At 69.8% G+C, this 16,344-nt stretch carries 12 protein-coding genes; 7 read left to right on the top strand and 5 right to left on the bottom strand.

Annotated elements, in window-relative coordinates; translation table 11 throughout:
* Nucleotides 1-21 precede the first annotated feature (21 nt).
* On the bottom strand, nucleotides 22-843 hold the full coding sequence (locus ACZ7KF_RS33480; protein ID WP_471083616.1) for a hypothetical protein: 822 nt from the start codon (nucleotides 841-843) through the stop codon (nucleotides 22-24).
* 25 nt (nucleotides 844-868) lie between these two features.
* On the bottom strand, nucleotides 869-1,159 hold the full coding sequence (locus tag ACZ7KF_RS33475) for a hypothetical protein (RefSeq protein ID WP_471083613.1): 291 nt from the start codon (nucleotides 1,157-1,159) through the stop codon (nucleotides 869-871).
* A 314-nt stretch (nucleotides 1,160-1,473) separates the two neighbouring features.
* Between ACZ7KF_RS33475 and ACZ7KF_RS33470 the strand changes: the two genes are divergently transcribed.
* The 7 genes from ACZ7KF_RS33470 (at nucleotide 1,474) to ACZ7KF_RS33440 (ending at nucleotide 12,510) form a co-directional block, all read left to right on the top strand.
* On the top strand, nucleotides 1,474-3,735 hold the full coding sequence (locus tag ACZ7KF_RS33470) for an ABC transporter family substrate-binding protein (RefSeq protein WP_471083610.1): 2,262 nt from the start codon (nucleotides 1,474-1,476) through the stop codon (nucleotides 3,733-3,735).
* 133 nt (nucleotides 3,736-3,868) lie between these two features.
* A complete protein-coding gene (gene typA, locus ACZ7KF_RS33465; protein ID WP_471083607.1) occupies nucleotides 3,869-5,776 on the top strand; it encodes a translational GTPase TypA in 1,908 nt (635 codons plus the stop codon).
* A gap of 481 nt (nucleotides 5,777-6,257) precedes the next feature.
* On the top strand, nucleotides 6,258-7,298 hold the full coding sequence (locus tag ACZ7KF_RS33460) for an ABC transporter permease (RefSeq protein WP_471083604.1): 1,041 nt from the start codon (nucleotides 6,258-6,260) through the stop codon (nucleotides 7,296-7,298).
* 102 nt (nucleotides 7,299-7,400) lie between these two features.
* Complete coding sequence (locus tag ACZ7KF_RS33455) at nucleotides 7,401-9,194, top strand: ABC transporter substrate-binding protein (RefSeq protein WP_471083601.1); 1,794 nt, start codon at nucleotides 7,401-7,403, stop codon at nucleotides 9,192-9,194.
* Nucleotides 9,195-9,290: 96 nt separating this feature from the next.
* Nucleotides 9,291-10,268: an ABC transporter permease gene (locus tag ACZ7KF_RS33450; RefSeq protein ID WP_471083598.1), complete on the top strand. Its 978-nt coding sequence runs from the start codon at nucleotides 9,291-9,293 to the stop codon at nucleotides 10,266-10,268.
* A 15-nt stretch (nucleotides 10,269-10,283) separates the two neighbouring features.
* Entirely contained in the window at nucleotides 10,284-11,345 is a 1,062-nt protein-coding gene (locus ACZ7KF_RS33445) for an ABC transporter ATP-binding protein (RefSeq protein ID WP_471083595.1), read from the top strand.
* Between the two features lie 13 nt (nucleotides 11,346-11,358).
* Entirely contained in the window at nucleotides 11,359-12,510 is a 1,152-nt protein-coding gene (locus tag ACZ7KF_RS33440) for an ABC transporter ATP-binding protein (RefSeq protein ID WP_471083592.1), read from the top strand.
* A 118-nt stretch (nucleotides 12,511-12,628) separates the two neighbouring features.
* Here the strand turns inward: ACZ7KF_RS33440 and ACZ7KF_RS33435 are convergent, their stop codons facing one another.
* The 3 genes from ACZ7KF_RS33435 to ACZ7KF_RS33425 all read right to left on the bottom strand — a co-directional run bounded on the left by ACZ7KF_RS33435 (nucleotide 12,629) and on the right by ACZ7KF_RS33425 (nucleotide 16,326).
* Nucleotides 12,629-14,077, bottom strand: coding sequence for a glycosyltransferase family 39 protein (locus ACZ7KF_RS33435; RefSeq protein ID WP_471083589.1), 1,449 nt, complete (start codon nucleotides 14,075-14,077; stop codon nucleotides 12,629-12,631).
* Nucleotides 14,078-14,296: 219 nt separating this feature from the next.
* Nucleotides 14,297-15,061 carry a class I SAM-dependent methyltransferase gene (locus ACZ7KF_RS33430; protein WP_471083586.1) on the bottom strand — a complete coding sequence of 255 codons (765 nt, stop codon included), beginning with the start codon at nucleotides 15,059-15,061 and terminating at the stop codon, nucleotides 14,297-14,299.
* Between the two features lie 221 nt (nucleotides 15,062-15,282).
* On the bottom strand, nucleotides 15,283-16,326 hold the full coding sequence (locus ACZ7KF_RS33425; RefSeq protein WP_471083583.1) for an ABC transporter ATP-binding protein: 1,044 nt from the start codon (nucleotides 16,324-16,326) through the stop codon (nucleotides 15,283-15,285).
* Nucleotides 16,327-16,344 lie beyond the last annotated feature (18 nt).

Genomic DNA, 16,344 nt, shown 5'->3' with positions numbered 1-16,344 from the left:
TTCAGTCCCTCACTGGAGTCACTAGAAGAAGCGCGGATCGTCGAAGACCCCGGACGCGACGAGATAGACGTAGAAGTCGGCGAGCGCCACGCTCAGCAGCGAGGCCCAGGCCAGCTGCATGTGGCGGGCGTTGAGCCGCCCGACGAACTGCCAGGCCCGGTAGCGCACGGGGTGCTTGGAGAAGTGCTTGAGCTTGCCGCCGACGATGTGCCGGCAGGAGTGGCAGGACAGGGTGTACGCCCAGATCAGCACGATGTTGGCCAGGAAGACCAGGGTGCCGAGGCCCATGTGGCCCCACCGGTAGTGGGTGTCGCGGAAGGCGAGGACCGTGTCGTAGGTCAGCACTCCGGCGACCAGGAGCGCGGCGTAGAAGAAGTACCGGTGGATGTTCTGCAGGATCAGCGGGAAACGGGTCTCGCCGCTGTACGAGCGGTGCGGCTCGGCCACCGCGCAGGCGGGCGGGGAGGCCCAGAAGGCGCGGTAGTACGCCTTGCGGTAGTAGTAGCAGGTCAGCCGGAAGCCGAGCGGGAAGATCAGGATGATGACGGCGGGGGAGATGCCCCACCAGCTCCCGAACAGGTCCGCGTTCGGGCCCGCGTGCATGGTCCGGCAGTTCTCCGCCAGGCAGGGCGAGTAGAACGGCGAGACGTAGGGCGCCGCGTAGTAGTCGGCGTCGGCGAAGGCCCGCCAGGTCGAGTAGACGACGAAGGCGAACAGACCGGCCGCGGTGACGGCGGGCGCCAGCCACCAGCGGTCGGTCCTGAGGTGCCGGGCGGCGATCGCGGCGCGCGTACCGGAGCGTACGCCGCCGCTGTTCTGTCGGGGTTCCGTACCAGTGGCCAAGTCAGGACTCCGGTCGGTAGCGGGTTCAGGGGGCGCGGCGGTCGCGGGCGCCCAGACCTTCGTCGTCCGAGTCCGTCCACAGGGTGATGTCGTAGGGCGCGTCGGAGATGGTGACGAGGTCGGGGCGGTGCGGCGCGTCCGGGGCGGCGGCGGCCTCCCGCAGCAGCGCCACGCTCTCGCGCAGGTGGTCGGCGTCCAGTCGGACGCGGCGTATCTCCAGGCCACCGCTGCCGAGCTGGAGTTCCAGGCGGCCCAGCGACCGGTGGAGGTCGTCGAGGCAGCGCTGGACGGAGTGGATGTCGTCGTGCACGGACATGACGTGCCCTCGCTTCCGCGGGTCCGGCGGGTCATGGGCGGCAACGTTCACGCGCCTTGGAGTGTTGCGCCTCACGCCTGCCTGTGTGAAGGGATGTGCAGCGATTGGCCGAGGCGTACGGGTGCATCGCCGGGTGTGTTGCGCCGCACGGGTGGGCTTACCGGCCGTTGCCGCCGTGTCGCCCGCTGTTGCCGGATCCTTTCCTCTTCAGTGGCCGCGTAGATCTGATCAGCTCCATATACCGCCAATAGTGATCAGCTCCATATACCGACAAATGTGAGCATAAGGCCCGTGGCTCCTCGGAGGTAGCAGAGATGTCCTACGACGTTCGGCAGTGCCCGCGGCCCGTAGGGGCGCGGGAAACTGCGCGACCAGCCACGACGCGCCTGCGGACGACCGACGGCACAACGCGGCACTCCCGGACGTCGTGGCTCGCCCGGCGCAGCGCCCTCGCCTTCCTCACCGCCGGCACCCTCGCCGTGCCGCTGCTCGCCGGCTGCGGCTCCGACGTCGACGAGGCCGGCAGCCCCCTCGCCGGACAGGACATCGCCCCGGTCGCCCGGGACCTGGTCGCCGACGGCGGCACCCTGAAGTGGGCCGTCGACGCGGTCCCGGAGACCCTGAACACCTTCCAGGCCGACGCCGACGCGGCCACCGCCCGCGTCGCCCAGGCCGTGCTGCCGTCGATGTTCCGGCTGGACGCCAAGGGACGCCCGGAGGCCAACCCCGCCTATCTGGAGTCCGCCAAGGTCATCGAGACCGAGCCGCGCCAGGTCGTGCTGTACAAGCTGAACCAGCAGGCCGTCTGGAGCGACGGCCGGGAGATCGGCGCCGCCGACTTCGTCGCCCAGTGGCGCGCCCTGTCCGGCACGAACAGCGCGTACTGGACCGCCCGCAACGCCGGCTACGACCGCATCGCCAAGATCGAGCGCGGCGCCAACGACCTCCAGGTCAGGGTCACCTTCTCCCGCCCCTACGCCGACTGGAGGTCGCTGTTCTCCCCGCTGTACCCGAAGGACGTCATGGGCACCCCGGACGCCTTCAACGACGGCGCCCGCCGCAAGCTGACGGTCACCGCCGGCCCCTTCCGGGTGGAGAAGATCGACACCGCCAAGAAGGACGTCGTCCTCACCCGCAACCCGCGCTGGTGGGGCAGGCCCGCCAAGCTCAACGAGATCGTGCTGCACACGGTGAAGCGCGAGAACCGGGACATCGCGCTCGCCGACGGCAGCGCGGACCTGGCCGAGATCGACTCCTCCGACGCGCAGCGGATCGGGCTGGCGGCCCGGACGAAGGGCACCGGCACCCCGCTCCAGGGCTCCGGCCGGACCTCCGTGACGAAGCTGCGCGACTGGGCCCTCGCGCACGGCCTCCACTCCGACGAGGTGCACGCCGGCAAGCAGAAGCTCCGCAAGGCCGTCACCCGGTACCTGGAGCAGCAGCAGGCGCTGCGGGACGTCGAGGTCCGCAAGTCCCTGGAGCCCGCCTACACCCAGCTCGCGCTGAACGGCTCCACGGGCCCCCTCGCCGACGAACGGGTCCGCCGGGCCGTCGCCCGCGCCCTGGACCGCACGGAGCTGGCGCGGCTGGTGCTGACCCCGCTGGGGCTGCCCGCCGTCCCGGTCGGCAGCCACCTCGCCCTGTCCGGGCAGGCCGCCTACGCCGACAACAGCGGCGCGCTCGGCAACCAGGACGCGAAGGAGGCGCAGGCGCTGCTCGCCGACGCCGGCTGGGTGCGCGGCGGCCCGCTCGCGCAGGAGAAGAAGAGCGAGAAGGCGGCCGGCCCCGAGAGCCACACCGAGGACGAGTCGAGCGGCGGCGAGGACGGCGAGTACGTCGTCGGCGAGGACGAGAAGGCCCGCGACGGCAAGGGCAAGCACCACGAGTCCCCCGGTGACCAGCGCGAGCGCGCCGACCAGCACCTCGCGCAGGAGGGCAGGCACGGCGGCGCGCCCGGCGCCTACGCCCCCAAGGGCACGGCCGCCCCGGCCGCCGCGCCGGCCGGCCCGCTCGCCAAGGACGGCAAGCCGCTCGCGCTGCGCTTCGTCCTGCCCTCCGGGCCCGGCTCGGACACCCTGAACTCGGTCGCCGGGCGGATCTCGGCGATGCTGGAGCAGGTCGGCATCCGCGCGACGATCACCAAGGTCTCGGACGAGAGCTACTTCAAGGACCACATCGCGGCCGGCGACTACGACCTGGCCCTGTACTCGTGGCCGTCCTCCGCCTTCCCGGCGACGGACGCCCGGCCCGTCTACGCCAAGCCGGTCCCGGCGGCGGACGGCTCGGTGAACGTCGAACAGAACTACACCCGGGTCGGTACGGACCAGGTCGACCAGCTCTTCGACGAGGCCGCGAGCGCGCTGGACGAGGACGAGGCGCGGGACCTGATCAGAAAGGCCGACTCCCGGATCTGGGCCGCCGCCGGCTCGATCCCGCTCTACCAGCGCCCTCAGCTGGTGGGAGCACGGAAGAATCTGGTCAACGCGGGGGCCTTCGGCTTCCAGACGCCGGTCTACGAGGACATGGGATTCCTGAAGAAGGGAGCGAAGGTGTCGGCGAGCCCGAGCAAGGGGTAGGGCGGCCCGGCGAGCCCCGACTGCGAAGGCCACGTACCATGGGGTGAGGCCGTGGCGTGTCCAGCCCGGCGGTGCCCGCGCGACACGGACGTACGCGCAGGGCAGTCCTCACACTCCGGGAGTACGCCACACCATGGCCACGCGCCACGACATCCGCAATGTCGCCATCGTCGCTCACGTCGACCACGGCAAGACCACCATCGTCGACGGCATGCTGAAGCAGGCCGGCGCGTTCGCCGCCCACCAGCTCGACCAGGTCGACGATCGGGTCATGGACTCGAACGACCTGGAGCGTGAGAAGGGCATCACGATCCTCGCCAAGAACACGGCGGTGAAGTACCACCCCAAGGACGGCGGCGAGCCGATCACCATCAACATCATCGACACCCCCGGCCACGCCGACTTCGGCGGCGAGGTCGAGCGCGGCCTGTCGATGGTCGACGGTGTCGTGCTGCTGGTCGACGCCTCCGAGGGCCCGCTGCCGCAGACCCGCTTCGTGCTGCGCAAGGCCCTCCAGCAGCGCCTGCCCGTCATCCTCTGCATCAACAAGACGGACCGTCCGGACTCCCGGATCGACGAGGTCGTCAACGAGACCTACGACCTCTTCCTCGACCTGGACGCGGACGAGGACCAGATCGAGTTCCCGATCGTCTACGCCTGCGGCCGTGACGGCGTGGCCTCGCTGACCAAGCCGGCCGACGGCACGGTCCCGGCCGACAGCGACAGCCTGGAGCCGTTCTTCTCCACGATCCTGGAGCACATCCCGGCCCCGACGTACGAGGAGGACGCGCCGCTCCAGGCCCACGTCACCAACCTCGACGCCGACAACTTCCTCGGCCGTATCGCGCTGCTCCGCGTCGAGCAGGGCGAGCTGCGCAAGGGCCAGACGGTCGCCTGGATCAAGCGTGACGGCTCCATCAGCAACGTCCGCATCACCGAGCTGATGATGACCGAGGCGCTCACCCGCAAGCCCGCCGAGAAGGCCGGCCCGGGTGACATCTGCGCGGTCGCCGGCATCCCGGAGATCATGATCGGCGAGACCCTCGCCGACACCGAGAACCCGATCCCGCTCCCGCTGATCACGGTGGACGAGCCGGCCATCTCCATGGTCATCGGCACCAACACCTCCCCGCTGGTCGGCCGCGGCGGCACCGGCAAGGGTGCCGACGCCAAGGCGGCGGTCAAGGACCGCAAGGTCACCGCCCGCCAGGTCAAGGACCGCCTGGACCGCGAGCTGATCGGCAACGTCTCGCTGCGCGTGCTGGACACCGAGCGTCCGGACGCCTGGGAGGTCCAGGGCCGTGGTGAGCTGGCGCTCGCCATCCTGGTCGAGCAGATGCGCCGCGAGGGCTTCGAGCTGACCATCGGCAAGCCGCAGGTCGTCACCAAGCAGGTCGACGGCAAGACCTACGAGCCGGTCGAGCGCATGACGATCGACGTCCCCGAGGAGCACATGGGTGCCGTCACCCAGCTCATGGGTGTCCGCAAGGGCCGGATGGACAACATGTCCAACCACGGCTCGGGCTGGGTGCGCATGGAGTTCGTGGTGCCCTCCCGCGGTCTGATCGGCTTCCGCACCGAGTTCCTGACCCAGACCCGCGGCACCGGCATCGGCCACTCCATCCACGAGGGCTTCGAGCCGTGGTTCGGCACCCTGCAGACCCGTAACAACGGCTCCCTGGTCGCCGACCGCGCCGGCGCGGTCACCGCGTTCGCGATGACGAACCTCCAGGAGCGCGGCGTGCTGTTCACCGAGCCGGGCACCGAGGTGTACGAGGGCATGATCGTCGGTGAGAACTCGCGCTCCGACGACATGGACGTGAACATCACCAAGGAGAAGAAGCTCACGAACATGCGGTCCTCGTCGGCCGACTCGTTCGAGGCCATCGTCCCGCCGCGCAAGCTCTCCCTGGAGCAGTCGCTGGAGTTCTGCCGCGACGACGAGTGCGTCGAGGTGACCCCGGAGGCGATTCGCATCCGCAAGGTCAACCTCGACCAGCGGGAGCGGGCGCGCGCCGCGAGCCGCGCCAAGCACGGCTGACCCAGGCGTAGTTGAGCCCGGGTACCCCCTCGATGGGGGTACCCGGGCTTTTTGCAACCCGTTTTCGGGAGCCGTTTGTCCGGCATGCGGAGATCGGTGCCCGATACCCATGTAACAAGTCCGTTTCGCGCCTTCTTCCGGCGAACAGTTTGTCCAGATTTTGGAAGGTGTAGGCGCGAGCTGTGACTGAATTGAGATCTACGGGCAGTGGTCGGTGGTCGACCCATGACAGATAGTTAGCCGCGTAGCGCTCGGGTCAATGGGTCTCGCGCTGTGGGGACAGCGCCGACTCACGAGCACCAGGGGGTGTCTGACCCTCCGTCAGGGGTGTCGGAGGGCAGACGGAAACCCCCCTCCTGTTGGTGAACACGTGAGGTCATGAGGAGGGAACCCCAGTAACTACGCGCGTCCGACTGCGGTCACGCGCGTCATCGGAGTACGCGGGTACCTCTCACACTTATACCTGTGAAACGGACAAACCGTGACAAGTCCTATCGATACAGAGGGCGGCGGGGCACCGGTTGTCGTCGGCGGCGAACCAGAGCCGGAGACGAGGAGTGCGGCCGTCACGCTCGTGGGCCGGTCCCCCGGCCGATTGATGTGGCTGCGCTTCCGGCGCGACCGCACGGGCGTCATCTGCGCGGTGGTGGTGCTGGGCTACTTCCTCGTCGCCCTGCTCGCGCCCCTGCTCGCGAAGCTGCCGGGCACCGATCCGTACACCCTGTACGGCCAGGATCCCACCTACGCCGACCAGCCGATACTCGATGAATTCGGTCTGCCGCTCGGCTACTTGGGCGGCGTCTCCGGCGACCACTGGTTCGGCGTCGAACCGCAGTACGGCCGCGACCTCTACGCCATGCTGCTGTACGGCATGCGCACCTCGCTGTACATGGCGCTCGGCATCACCGTCCTCGTCATGCTCACCGGTGTCGTGATCGGCCTGATCGGCGGGTACTTCGGCGGCCGTACGGACTACTGGCTCGGCCGTGGCACCGACTTCTTCCTCTCCTTCCCCCAGCAGCTCTTCTTCATCGCCTTCATGCCCGTCGTGACCTCGTTCTTCGTGGACCCCCGCGAGGAGACGCCGACCTACTTCCGCGCCCTGGCCATGCTGATCGTGCTGTGGCTGCTGGGCTGGATGGGCATGGCCCGACTGGTCCGGTCCACCGTACTGTCCCTGCGCGAGCGGGAGTTCGTGGAGGCCGCGAAGGTCTCGGGCGCCTCGCCGTGGCGCATCGTGCGCAAGGAGATCCTGCCCAACGTCGTCACCCCGATCCTGGTGCAGTTCACGTACCAGCTGCCCAGCACCATCCTCAGCATCGCCTTCCTGTCCTTCGCGGGCGTCGGCTTCGTCGAGCCCACGCCCGACTGGGGACGCCTCTTCGCCGCCGGCGCCCGGTACGCCGAGCAGGACCCGGCCTTCATGTTCTTCCCCGGCATGGCACTGGTGATCTTCGTCCTGTGCTTCAACCTCCTCGGGGACTCCGTACGGGACGCGTTCGACCCCAAGTCCGGGCGATAGGACGTCCGTTGGGTGGGGGGTGGCTGCCGCCCCCGCCGGCCCGTCCGGCCGGCGCCCGGCAGATCTCACGGATAACAACCGACAGGTAGGTGGATTCGCCACATGATGTCTCATCGCGCCCGCGGAGCCCGTGCCGTAGTGATCGCCATCGCGGCCGGCTCCCTGGCTCTCACGGCCTGCTCGAAGAACGAGGGCGGCAAGTCCGGCAAGGACTCCGAGAAGGACCAGAAGGAGGCGGCGGTCCAGTCGAAAGCGGTCACCTACGTCGACGCCGTGGGATCGACCGGCCCCGCCAAGGACGTGCCCGGTGCCAAGCCCGGCGGCACGATCACCGTGTACCAGGAGGCGGGCCTGTCCCACCTGGACCCCGGCCAGATCTACGTCTCCGACGCCGGCCAGGTCGCCAACCTGCTCTTCCGCCGGCTGACCCAGTTCCAGGAGGACGACAAGGGCAACGTGTCGGTCGTCGGCGACCTCGCCACCGACTCCGGCAAGTCCTCCGACGGCGGCAAGACCTGGACCTTCACGCTGAAGGACGGGATCAAGGACGAGAACGGCGACGCCATCACCTCGGCCGACGTCCGGCACAGCATCGAGCGGCTGTACGCGAAGTTCATCTTCGACGGCCCGACCTATCTGCAGACCTGGCTGAGCGGCTCCGACTACCGCAAGGCCCTGCCCGGCGGCGGCTTCGACGGCAAGCACCTGCCGGCCTCGGTGCTGGACACCCCCGACGACAAGACGGTGGTCCTCCACTTCGACCAGCCGCGCCCGGACCTGCCGCAGACGCTCGCCATGGCCGGCTACGCCGTCGTCCCGGCGAAGGCCGACACCAAGGAGAGGTACGAGAAGAAGCCGGTCGCCACCGGCCCGTACAAGATCGCCGAGAACAAGGCCGGCAAGACCCTGAAACTGGTGAAGAACACCAACTGGGACCCGAAGACCGACTCCGTGCGCCACCAGTACGTGGACGGCTTCACCATCCAGTTCGGCGTCACCGAGTCGACCCAGACCAAGCGTCTGATCGCCGACGAGGGCGACAACAAGAACGCCATCCAGCTCACCAACGGCGTCGAGGCCACCCAGATCCAGGACGTCATCAACAACCCGGAGGCCAGCAAGCGCACCGTCAAGGGCTACCAGCCCTACGTCATGACGCTGACCTTCAACCTCGACCGGGTCAAGGACAAGAAGGTGCGCGAGGCCGCCACCTACGCGGTCAACTCCAAGTCCCTCATCGCCGGCGAGGGCGGTGCCTACGGCGGTGACGTGGCGCCGAACTACTTCGCGCCGACGCTGCCCGGCTACGAGGCGGCCTACGACCCCTACGGCCGGCTGAAGACCCCGCAGGGCAACATCGCCAAGGCCAAGGAGATCCTCAAGACCGTCCCGGCCGCCGAGAAGAAGGTCGTCTTCGCCTACGCCAACAGCGAGGCCGGCCAGAAGCGCAAGGTCGCCATCGAGGACGCGCTCACCAAGGTCGGCTTCGACGTCGTCGCCAAGGAGGTCGACGCGGCGAGCTACTACGAGCAGATCGGCAAGCTCAAGAACCCGTACGACATGTACATCACCGGCTGGGGCCAGGACTGGCCGTCCCCGGGCACGGTCGTCACCCCGATCTACGACGGCTCGCAGGTCTTCGACGGCTCCGCGAACTACTCGCACGTCAAGGACCCGAAGGTCGACGGCCTGATCAAGAAGGCGCTGACCCAGGAGCCGACCGAGGCCGCCAAGACCTGGAAGGAAGCGCAGCACTACCTGCTGGAGAACGTCATCCCGGCGGCCCCGCTGTGGTACACGAAGCAGTTCCAGATCTCCGGCTCCCACGTGGGCGGTGCCCGCTACGGCTCCGTGTCCAGCCTCATCGACATCACCCGGCTGTACCTGAAGTCGTGACCCGCGGCCGATGACGGGGGTGCGCTCCGCTGGGGGCGAGCCCCCGCCTCCGAGCGCACCCCACCCACCGTCTCCGCAGAGAGCAGCCAGCCCGCCATGCTTCAGTTCATCATCCGGCGCACGCTCGGCGCCTTCGTCACGCTCTTCCTCATCGGGGCGGCGACCTTCTTCCTGTTCGTGGCCGCACCCTCCGACTACGCCTCACTGGCCTGCGGCAAGGACTGTTCGCCCCAGCGGCTGGCGGACATCCGGGACGCCCTCGGCCTCAATCTGCCCCTGGCCCAGCAGTTCTGGGACTTCATGTCCGGCATCGTGACGGGCCGCGACTACCCGACCGGCCACTGCTCGGCCCCCTGCCTGGGCATCTCGTTCTACTCGGGGGACATGGTCTGGGGCACCATCATGGACCGGTTCCCGCTGACCCTCACGCTGACCGCCGGCGGCGCGGTCGTCTTCCTGCTCATCGGCGTCGGCGCGGGCATGATCGCCGCCTACCGGCGCGGGACGCTGGTGGACAAGGTCGCCACCGGCGCCTCCATGGTGCTCAGCTCCTTCCAGATCTACTTCCTCGGCCCCATCGTGCTGACGATCCTCGTCTACGGCACCGGCTGGATGGAGGACCCGAAGTACGTGCCCCTCACCCAGGACCCCGTCGGATGGTTCGTCGGGATGTCGATCCCGGTCTGCGTGATGGCCACGATCTTCACCGCGCAGTACACGCGTATGGCGCGCTCGTCGATGATCGAGCAGCTCGCCGAGGACCATGTGCGCACCGCCCGCGCCAAGGGCATGTCCCGCAGATACGTCTTCCTGCGCTACGCCTGGCGCGGCTCGCTCATCCCGATCGTCACCGTGCTCGGCATCGACGTCAGCTCCATGCTGGGCGGCGCCGTCGTCACCGAACTGACCTTCTCCCTCCAGGGAATCGGCCGGCTCGCCGTGGACGGCGCGGTCAACAAGGACCTGCCGCTGACGATGGGCGTGATGCTGTTCGGCGCCTTCTTCATCCTGCTCATCAACATCCTGACCGACATCACCTACGCGTGGATCGACCCCCGCATCCGGCTCTCCTAGAAGGAAACAGCCATCGTGACCACAGTGACCAAGGCCGAGGGCGCACCGGCCCCGACCGGGCCGGACGGATTCCTCTCGGTGCGCGATCTCCAGGTGACGTTCTCCACCGAGGACGGCCCGGTCAAGGCCGTCGACGGACTCTCCTTCGACCTGGACCGCGGGACGACCCTCGGCATCGTGGGCGAGTCGGGTTCGGGCAAGTCGGTCACCAACCTGACGATCCTCGGACTGCACGACCCGCTGTTCACGACCGTCGACGGCGAGATCGTCCTCGACGGCAAGGAACTCATCACCGCCACCGAGAAGGAGATGGAGCGGCTGCGCGGCAACCGGGTGGCGATGATCTTCCAGGACCCCCTCACCGCGCTGTCGCCCTTCTACACCATCGGCCGGCAGATCGCCGAGCCGTACATGAAGCACAACGGCGCCTCGAAGAAGGCCGCCTGGGAGCGCGCCGTGGAGATGCTCGCCAAGGTCGGCATCCCCCACCCCAAGGAGCGGGCCCACGACTACCCGCACCAGTTCTCCGGCGGTATGCGCCAGCGCGCGATGATCGCCATGGCGCTGGTCTGCGACCCCGACCTGCTGATCGCCGACGAGCCGACCACGGCCCTCGACGTGACCGTGCAGGCGCAGATCCTGGACCTGCTCAAGGACCTCCAGCGGGAGTTCGGCACGGGGATCGTCTTCATCACCCACGACCTCGGGGTCATCGCCGACATGGCCGACGACATCATGGTCATGTACGCCGGGCGCGCGGTGGAGCGCGGCACCGTCGACGAGGTCCTCAGATCGCCGCAGCACCCGTACACCTGGGGTCTGCTGAACTCCATGCCGCGGCTCGACTCCGACCTCGGCACCCCGCTCTCGCCCATCCCCGGCACCCCGCCGAGCCTGCTCACCCCACCGCCCGGCTGCCGCTTCCACCCCCGGTGCACCTTCCGGGACCGGGTCGGCGGCGACCGCTGCGCCACCGAGCGCCCCCTGCTGGGACCGGACCGCTCCTCCGCGTGCCACCTCGGCACGGAACAGAAACGCACCATCTTCGTCGAAGAGATCAGGCCCCGGCTGGGCTAGGAGGACAACCGTCATGAAAGAGGACCTGGTCCTCCCCGCCCCCCGCGAGACCGGTGACGCCGTGGCGCCGGAGCCGCTGCTCCAGGTCTCGGGGCTGGTCAAGCACTTCCCGGTCAAGGGCGGCTTCCCGATCCGCCGCACGGTGGGCGCGGTGCAGGCCGTCGACGGCCTCGACCTCGTCGTGCACGCGGGGGAGAGCTTCGGCCTGGTCGGCGAGTCGGGCTGCGGCAAGTCGACCACGGGCCGGCTCATCACCCGCCTGCTGGAGCCGACCCACGGCACGATCACCTACCGCGGCCGGGACATCAGCCACGCCACCCGCAGGCAGCTGGCGCCGATCCGCTCCGAGATCCAGATGATCTTCCAGGACCCGTACTCGTCGCTGAACCCGCGGCAGACGGTCGGCAAGATCATCTCTGGTCCGATGGAGATCAACGGCATCGATCCGGAGGGCGGCCGGGAGAAGCGGGTCCGCGAACTCCTGGAGATCGTCGGTCTCAACCCCGAGCACTACAACCGCTTCCCGCACGAGTTCTCCGGCGGCCAGCGCCAGCGCATCGGCGTGGCACGGGCGTTGGCCCTGGAGCCCAAGCTGATCGTGGCCGACGAGCCGGTCTCCGCGCTGGACGTCTCCATCCAGGCGCAGGTGGTCAACCTGCTCCAGCAGGTGCAGCGGGAACTGGGCATCGCGTTCGTGTTCATCGCCCACGACCTGGCCGTCGTACGGCACTTCTCGCAGCGCGTGGCGGTGATGTACCTCGGCAAGATCATCGAGGTGGGTGACCGTGACTCCATCTACACCCGCCCGCGCCACCCCTACACCCACGCCCTGCTGTCCGCCGTCCCCGAGGTGAACCTGATGCGGGGGGAGGGGGAAGAGCCCCGGCGCGAGCGCATCCGCCTCGCCGGTGACGTACCGTCCCCCATCTCACCGCCCTCCGGCTGCCGGTTCCGTACCCGGTGCTGGAAGGCGCAGGACACGTGCGCGACCGAGGAGCCCCCGCTGCTCCGGCTCTCCGGCAACCGCGACGGCCACCTGACGGCCTGCCACTTCCCGGAGGAGCCGACCACCGAGCCCCGCGACGCGGACATCGTGCTGGATCCGGCGCTGGCGGCACTGGAGGACGGGCCGACGGCGGATGCGGAGGCCGAGCGGGAGGGATGACGGGCGCCGCGGAAGGCCCCACCGGGACCGGGCACCGACCGGGCACCGGCCCCGGTGGGCGTCGCGTCCCTTCCGGCCGGGCACCGGCCCCGGTGGGCGTCGCGTCCCGTCCGACCGGCTATCCGTGCCGTCGTTCGTACACCGTCACCCGCCGGCCCCGGACCTGCCGGTCCGCCACCGCGGTGAAGTACCGGCTCAGCACCGCGGTCTTCGCCCTGTCCCGTTCCGCCGACACCGGCGGAGCCACCGCCGGCGCATCGGTGACCAGCAGGATCCGCCGCTCCGCCAGCATCGCGACCCGTATCCGGTCCGGACCGGCCTCCTCGCCCCTCAGCGTCCCGGACTCCACCGGATCCCGCACCAGCGCGACATCGCGCAGCCCGGCGAAGTCGTCGGGGGAGACCTCGGCGGCGTCACGTCGGTCCGCCGGCAGGAAGACCACCGCGTCCCCCGTCCGCTTCAGCTTCCGGACGTGCCCGGCCACCGCCAGCACGTCGTCCACGCGGCTCGCCGGGGACCGCACGGCCAGCGACTGCGGCAGCAGCGCCACCAGTGCCAGTGCGGTCGCCACCGGAACGATCCACGACGAGGCGCGCGGGAACCGCCGGTGTGCCGCTCGCGCCGCCGCGTCCAGGGACGCGCCGATCAGCAGGGCCAGGCCCAGCATGCTGAACAGGACGTAGCGGTCCTGGTACAGGGGCTGGACCAGGGAGACGCCGATGAGCGCGAGCTGCGGCACCGCCAGCAGGGGCAGGCCGACAGCAGCCGACGAGAGCCGGCGCGCCCGCGGCCGGTCCGGCAGGGCCCCGGCACCGCCGAGCACCAGCAGGACCGCGGGGCCGATCAGCTTGTGCCAGGTGAGCGGCGGGATCCAGGCCACCTGATGGGACTGGGTGCGGCTGAACAGGACCAGCGGCAGCGCGCCGGCGACCGCGGCCGTCGCGGCCACCACCCAGCGCACCCGTACGGCCCGCCCCGCCCTCGTCCACACCAGGGTCGCCAGATGCGCGGGCAGGACGAGCAGCGACAGCCAGTTCAGCAGCGCGCACACCAGCACCGTGCCGCCGTACGCCACCCAGTGCGCGGGGCGGCCGCCGCCCTGGAGCACGGTGACGAGCAGCAGGGTGGAGAGTGCGGCGCCCGCGGACACGAGGGCGTAGGGCCGGCCGTCCTGGAGGGAGAACTGCACGGCGGGAAGAAGCCCGAACGCCAGTCCGGCGGCCACACCGGCCCGGGCGCCGGACAGCCGGTGGCCGATGGCCGCGACACAGGCCGCCGCCACCGCCATGGCGAGGACCGAGGGCAGTCGCAGGGTCGTGGTGCTCGCCCCGAAGCACGCGAACAGGGCGTGCATCAGCAGGTAGTAGAGCCCGTGCACGACATCGACGTGGCCCAGCAGGTGCCAGAGCTCGGGGACGGACCGCCGGGCCGCCATCCAGGTCGCGGCCTCGTCCCGCCACACGCTCTCCTGCCGGGACAGTCCCCACAGGCCCAGCGCGAGGGTCCACAGAAGCGGGAGCAGCCATACGGGCAGGCGCGACCGGAGAACGGTGATGTGGTGGTCCATGAAAGGGTCCGGGACTCCGAGCCACGGCACGAGGACCGTCGTAGACGGCTGAGGACGGCGTCTCGGTGATCACGGACGCCCGGGCACGCCGAAAATCTAACCGCCGGGAAGGATCAAGGACCAGTGATCCTCCGGTGAACACAATCACGACAGGGAAAGGCAACCATCGGCCCGCGCCGTGACCGAAATGGAGTCACTCGCACGGCTGGTGACGATAAGTCACAAGCGGTCGGCGTCGGAGTCGGGGGCCCGGCGGGCCACGGTGATGATCTCCGCGGAGGTGGGTGTGACCGGCCCCCGCTGCCAGTCGCCGTACTGTGCCACGACCGTCAGGCCGGCCTCGGCCAGGAAGCCCGCCAGGGACTCCTCGTCGAGGAAGCGAAGGACGCTGTGGCAGACCTTCGGTGCCGTCCAGCCCTCGCCGGCGTAGGTCTCCGTGAAGCGCACCCGGCCCCCGCGCAGTCCGTCGTCCCGCACCTCGTGCCAGACCCGCACCGGGGTGCCGTCGGCGGCGGTGATCTCGTGGACGCGGTCCGGGGTCCACCGCTCCCAGGCGCGGGCGCCCGGGTTCCGGGTCTCGAACACGAACCGTCCCTCGTCCTTCAGGGCCGCGCGGACGGCGCGCAGACAGACCCGGATCTCCTCGTCCGTCACCAGTTCCTGGAAGGCGTGCCCGGTCATCACGGCGAGGTCGAACTCCTGCCGCCACGGCCGCACCCGTACATCGCCGAGCACCCACTCGACGTCGGGCCGCGCCTGCCGGGCCTGGACGAGCATGGCGGCGGCGGGATCGAGCCCCAGCAGCCGCCCCCGGTGCCCTTCGGCCCGGGCCCGGCGCAGTAACTGTCCGGTGCCGCAGCCGACGTCCAGCACGGACCCGGCCTCCCGCAGCAGACCGAGGTAGAAGTCGTCGCCCGGCCCCCGGGGATGGAGAGGGTCGTACAGCGCGGCGAGCGTGAGATCGGCAAAGGCATGATCTACCACCGCGGCAGTGTGACACACGATGCTGAACGGTGTGTCAGGAACGGAGCACTTCCCGAAGTCCGTCGCTCGACAGGGGCGTCGATGCGGCCCCGGAACGCAGAAGAGGGCCCGCGCCTGGGAAGGCGCGGGCCCTCGTCCCCTGGAGCGGACGTTCATGGGCTCGGGTCAATGGGCCGGTGAAAGTCCGTTCCGGAAGGGGGCGGCTGACGGAAAGGGGTGTGTCAGGCCGCCGCCTCGGGGTCCTTGGAGAGACGGGGGGCCGGAATCGTGGCCTCGGTCTCCGGGTAGTGGCAGGCCGTCAGGTGGCCCGGCTTGTTGCCCTCCACCTGCACCAGCGGCGGGGCCTCCGTCGCGCACTTCTCGGTCGCCTTCCAGCACCGGGTGCGGAAGCGGCAGCCGGAGGGCGGGTTGATCGGCGACGGCACGTCACCGGTCAGCCGGATGCGCTCCCGCGGCGCCTCGTCCACCGTGGCCTCGGGCACGGCGGACAGCAGGGCCCGCGTGTAGGGGTGGCGCGGGTTGTCGTACAGGTCCTCGCGGTCGGCGATCTCGACGATCTTGCCCAGGTACATGACCGCGACGCGCTGGGAGAAGTGCCGCACGATGGCCAGGTCGTGGGCGATGAACACGAACGCGATGCCGAGTTCCTTCTGCACCTTCTGGAGCAGGTTGACGACCTGGGCCTGGATGGAGACGTCCAGGGCGGAGACCGGCTCGTCGGCGACGATCAGCTTGGGGTTCAGCGCGAGCGCGCGGGCGACGCCGATGCGCTGGCGCTGGCCGCCGGAGAACTCGTGCGGGAAGCGGTTGTAGTGCTCGGGGTTGAGGCCGACGATCTCCAGGAGTTCGCGGACCCGCTTCTCCCGGCCGCCCTCCGGGTTGATGCCGTTGATCTCCATCGGACCGGAGATGATCTTGCCGACCGTGTGCCGCGGGTTCAGCGACGCGTACGGGTCCTGGAAGATCATCTGGATCTCGGACCGGATCGGCGCCAGTTCCTTGCGGCCCGCGTGCGTGATGTCCTGGCCGCGGTAGCTGATCTTGCCGGCCGTGGGCTCCAGCAGGCGGGTGATGAGCCGGCCGGTGGTCGACTTGCCACAGCCGGACTCGCCGACCAGGCCCAGGCTCTCGCCCTCGGCGACCTGGAAGTCGAGACCGTCGACGGCCTGCACCGCACCGACCGTGCGGCGGATCGGGAAGCCGCCCTTGATCGGGAAGTGCTTGGTCAGCCCGGAGACGTCCAGGAGGGGAGTGGTGCTGCTCATGGTGGTGAAATCCCGTCT

The sequence above is a fragment of the Streptomyces sp. NPDC038200 genome, assembly GCF_055600785.1.
The sequence above is the reverse complement of the archived record's forward strand: the minus strand, read 5'-3'. Positions and strand labels throughout refer to the sequence as shown.

What these genes read in the sequence shown, in the direction of transcription:
- typA (WP_471083607.1), top strand. Translation starts at nt 3,869, where the DNA reads ATGGCCACGCGCCACGACATCCGCAATGTCGCCATCGTCGCTCACGTC.
- ACZ7KF_RS33440 (WP_471083592.1), top strand. Translation starts at nt 11,359, where the DNA reads ATGAAAGAGGACCTGGTCCTCCCCGCCCCCCGCGAGACCGGTGACGCC.
- ACZ7KF_RS33425 (WP_471083583.1), bottom strand. Translation starts at nt 16,326, where the DNA reads ATGAGCAGCACCACTCCCCTCCTGGACGTCTCCGGGCTGACCAAGCAC.
- ACZ7KF_RS33470 (WP_471083610.1), top strand. Translation starts at nt 1,474, where the DNA reads ATGTCCTACGACGTTCGGCAGTGCCCGCGGCCCGTAGGGGCGCGGGAA.
- ACZ7KF_RS33475 (WP_471083613.1), bottom strand. Translation starts at nt 1,159, where the DNA reads ATGTCCGTGCACGACGACATCCACTCCGTCCAGCGCTGCCTCGACGAC.
- ACZ7KF_RS33435 (WP_471083589.1), bottom strand. Translation starts at nt 14,077, where the DNA reads ATGGACCACCACATCACCGTTCTCCGGTCGCGCCTGCCCGTATGGCTG.
- ACZ7KF_RS33450 (WP_471083598.1), top strand. Translation starts at nt 9,291, where the DNA reads ATGCTTCAGTTCATCATCCGGCGCACGCTCGGCGCCTTCGTCACGCTC.
- ACZ7KF_RS33455 (WP_471083601.1), top strand. Translation starts at nt 7,401, where the DNA reads ATGATGTCTCATCGCGCCCGCGGAGCCCGTGCCGTAGTGATCGCCATC.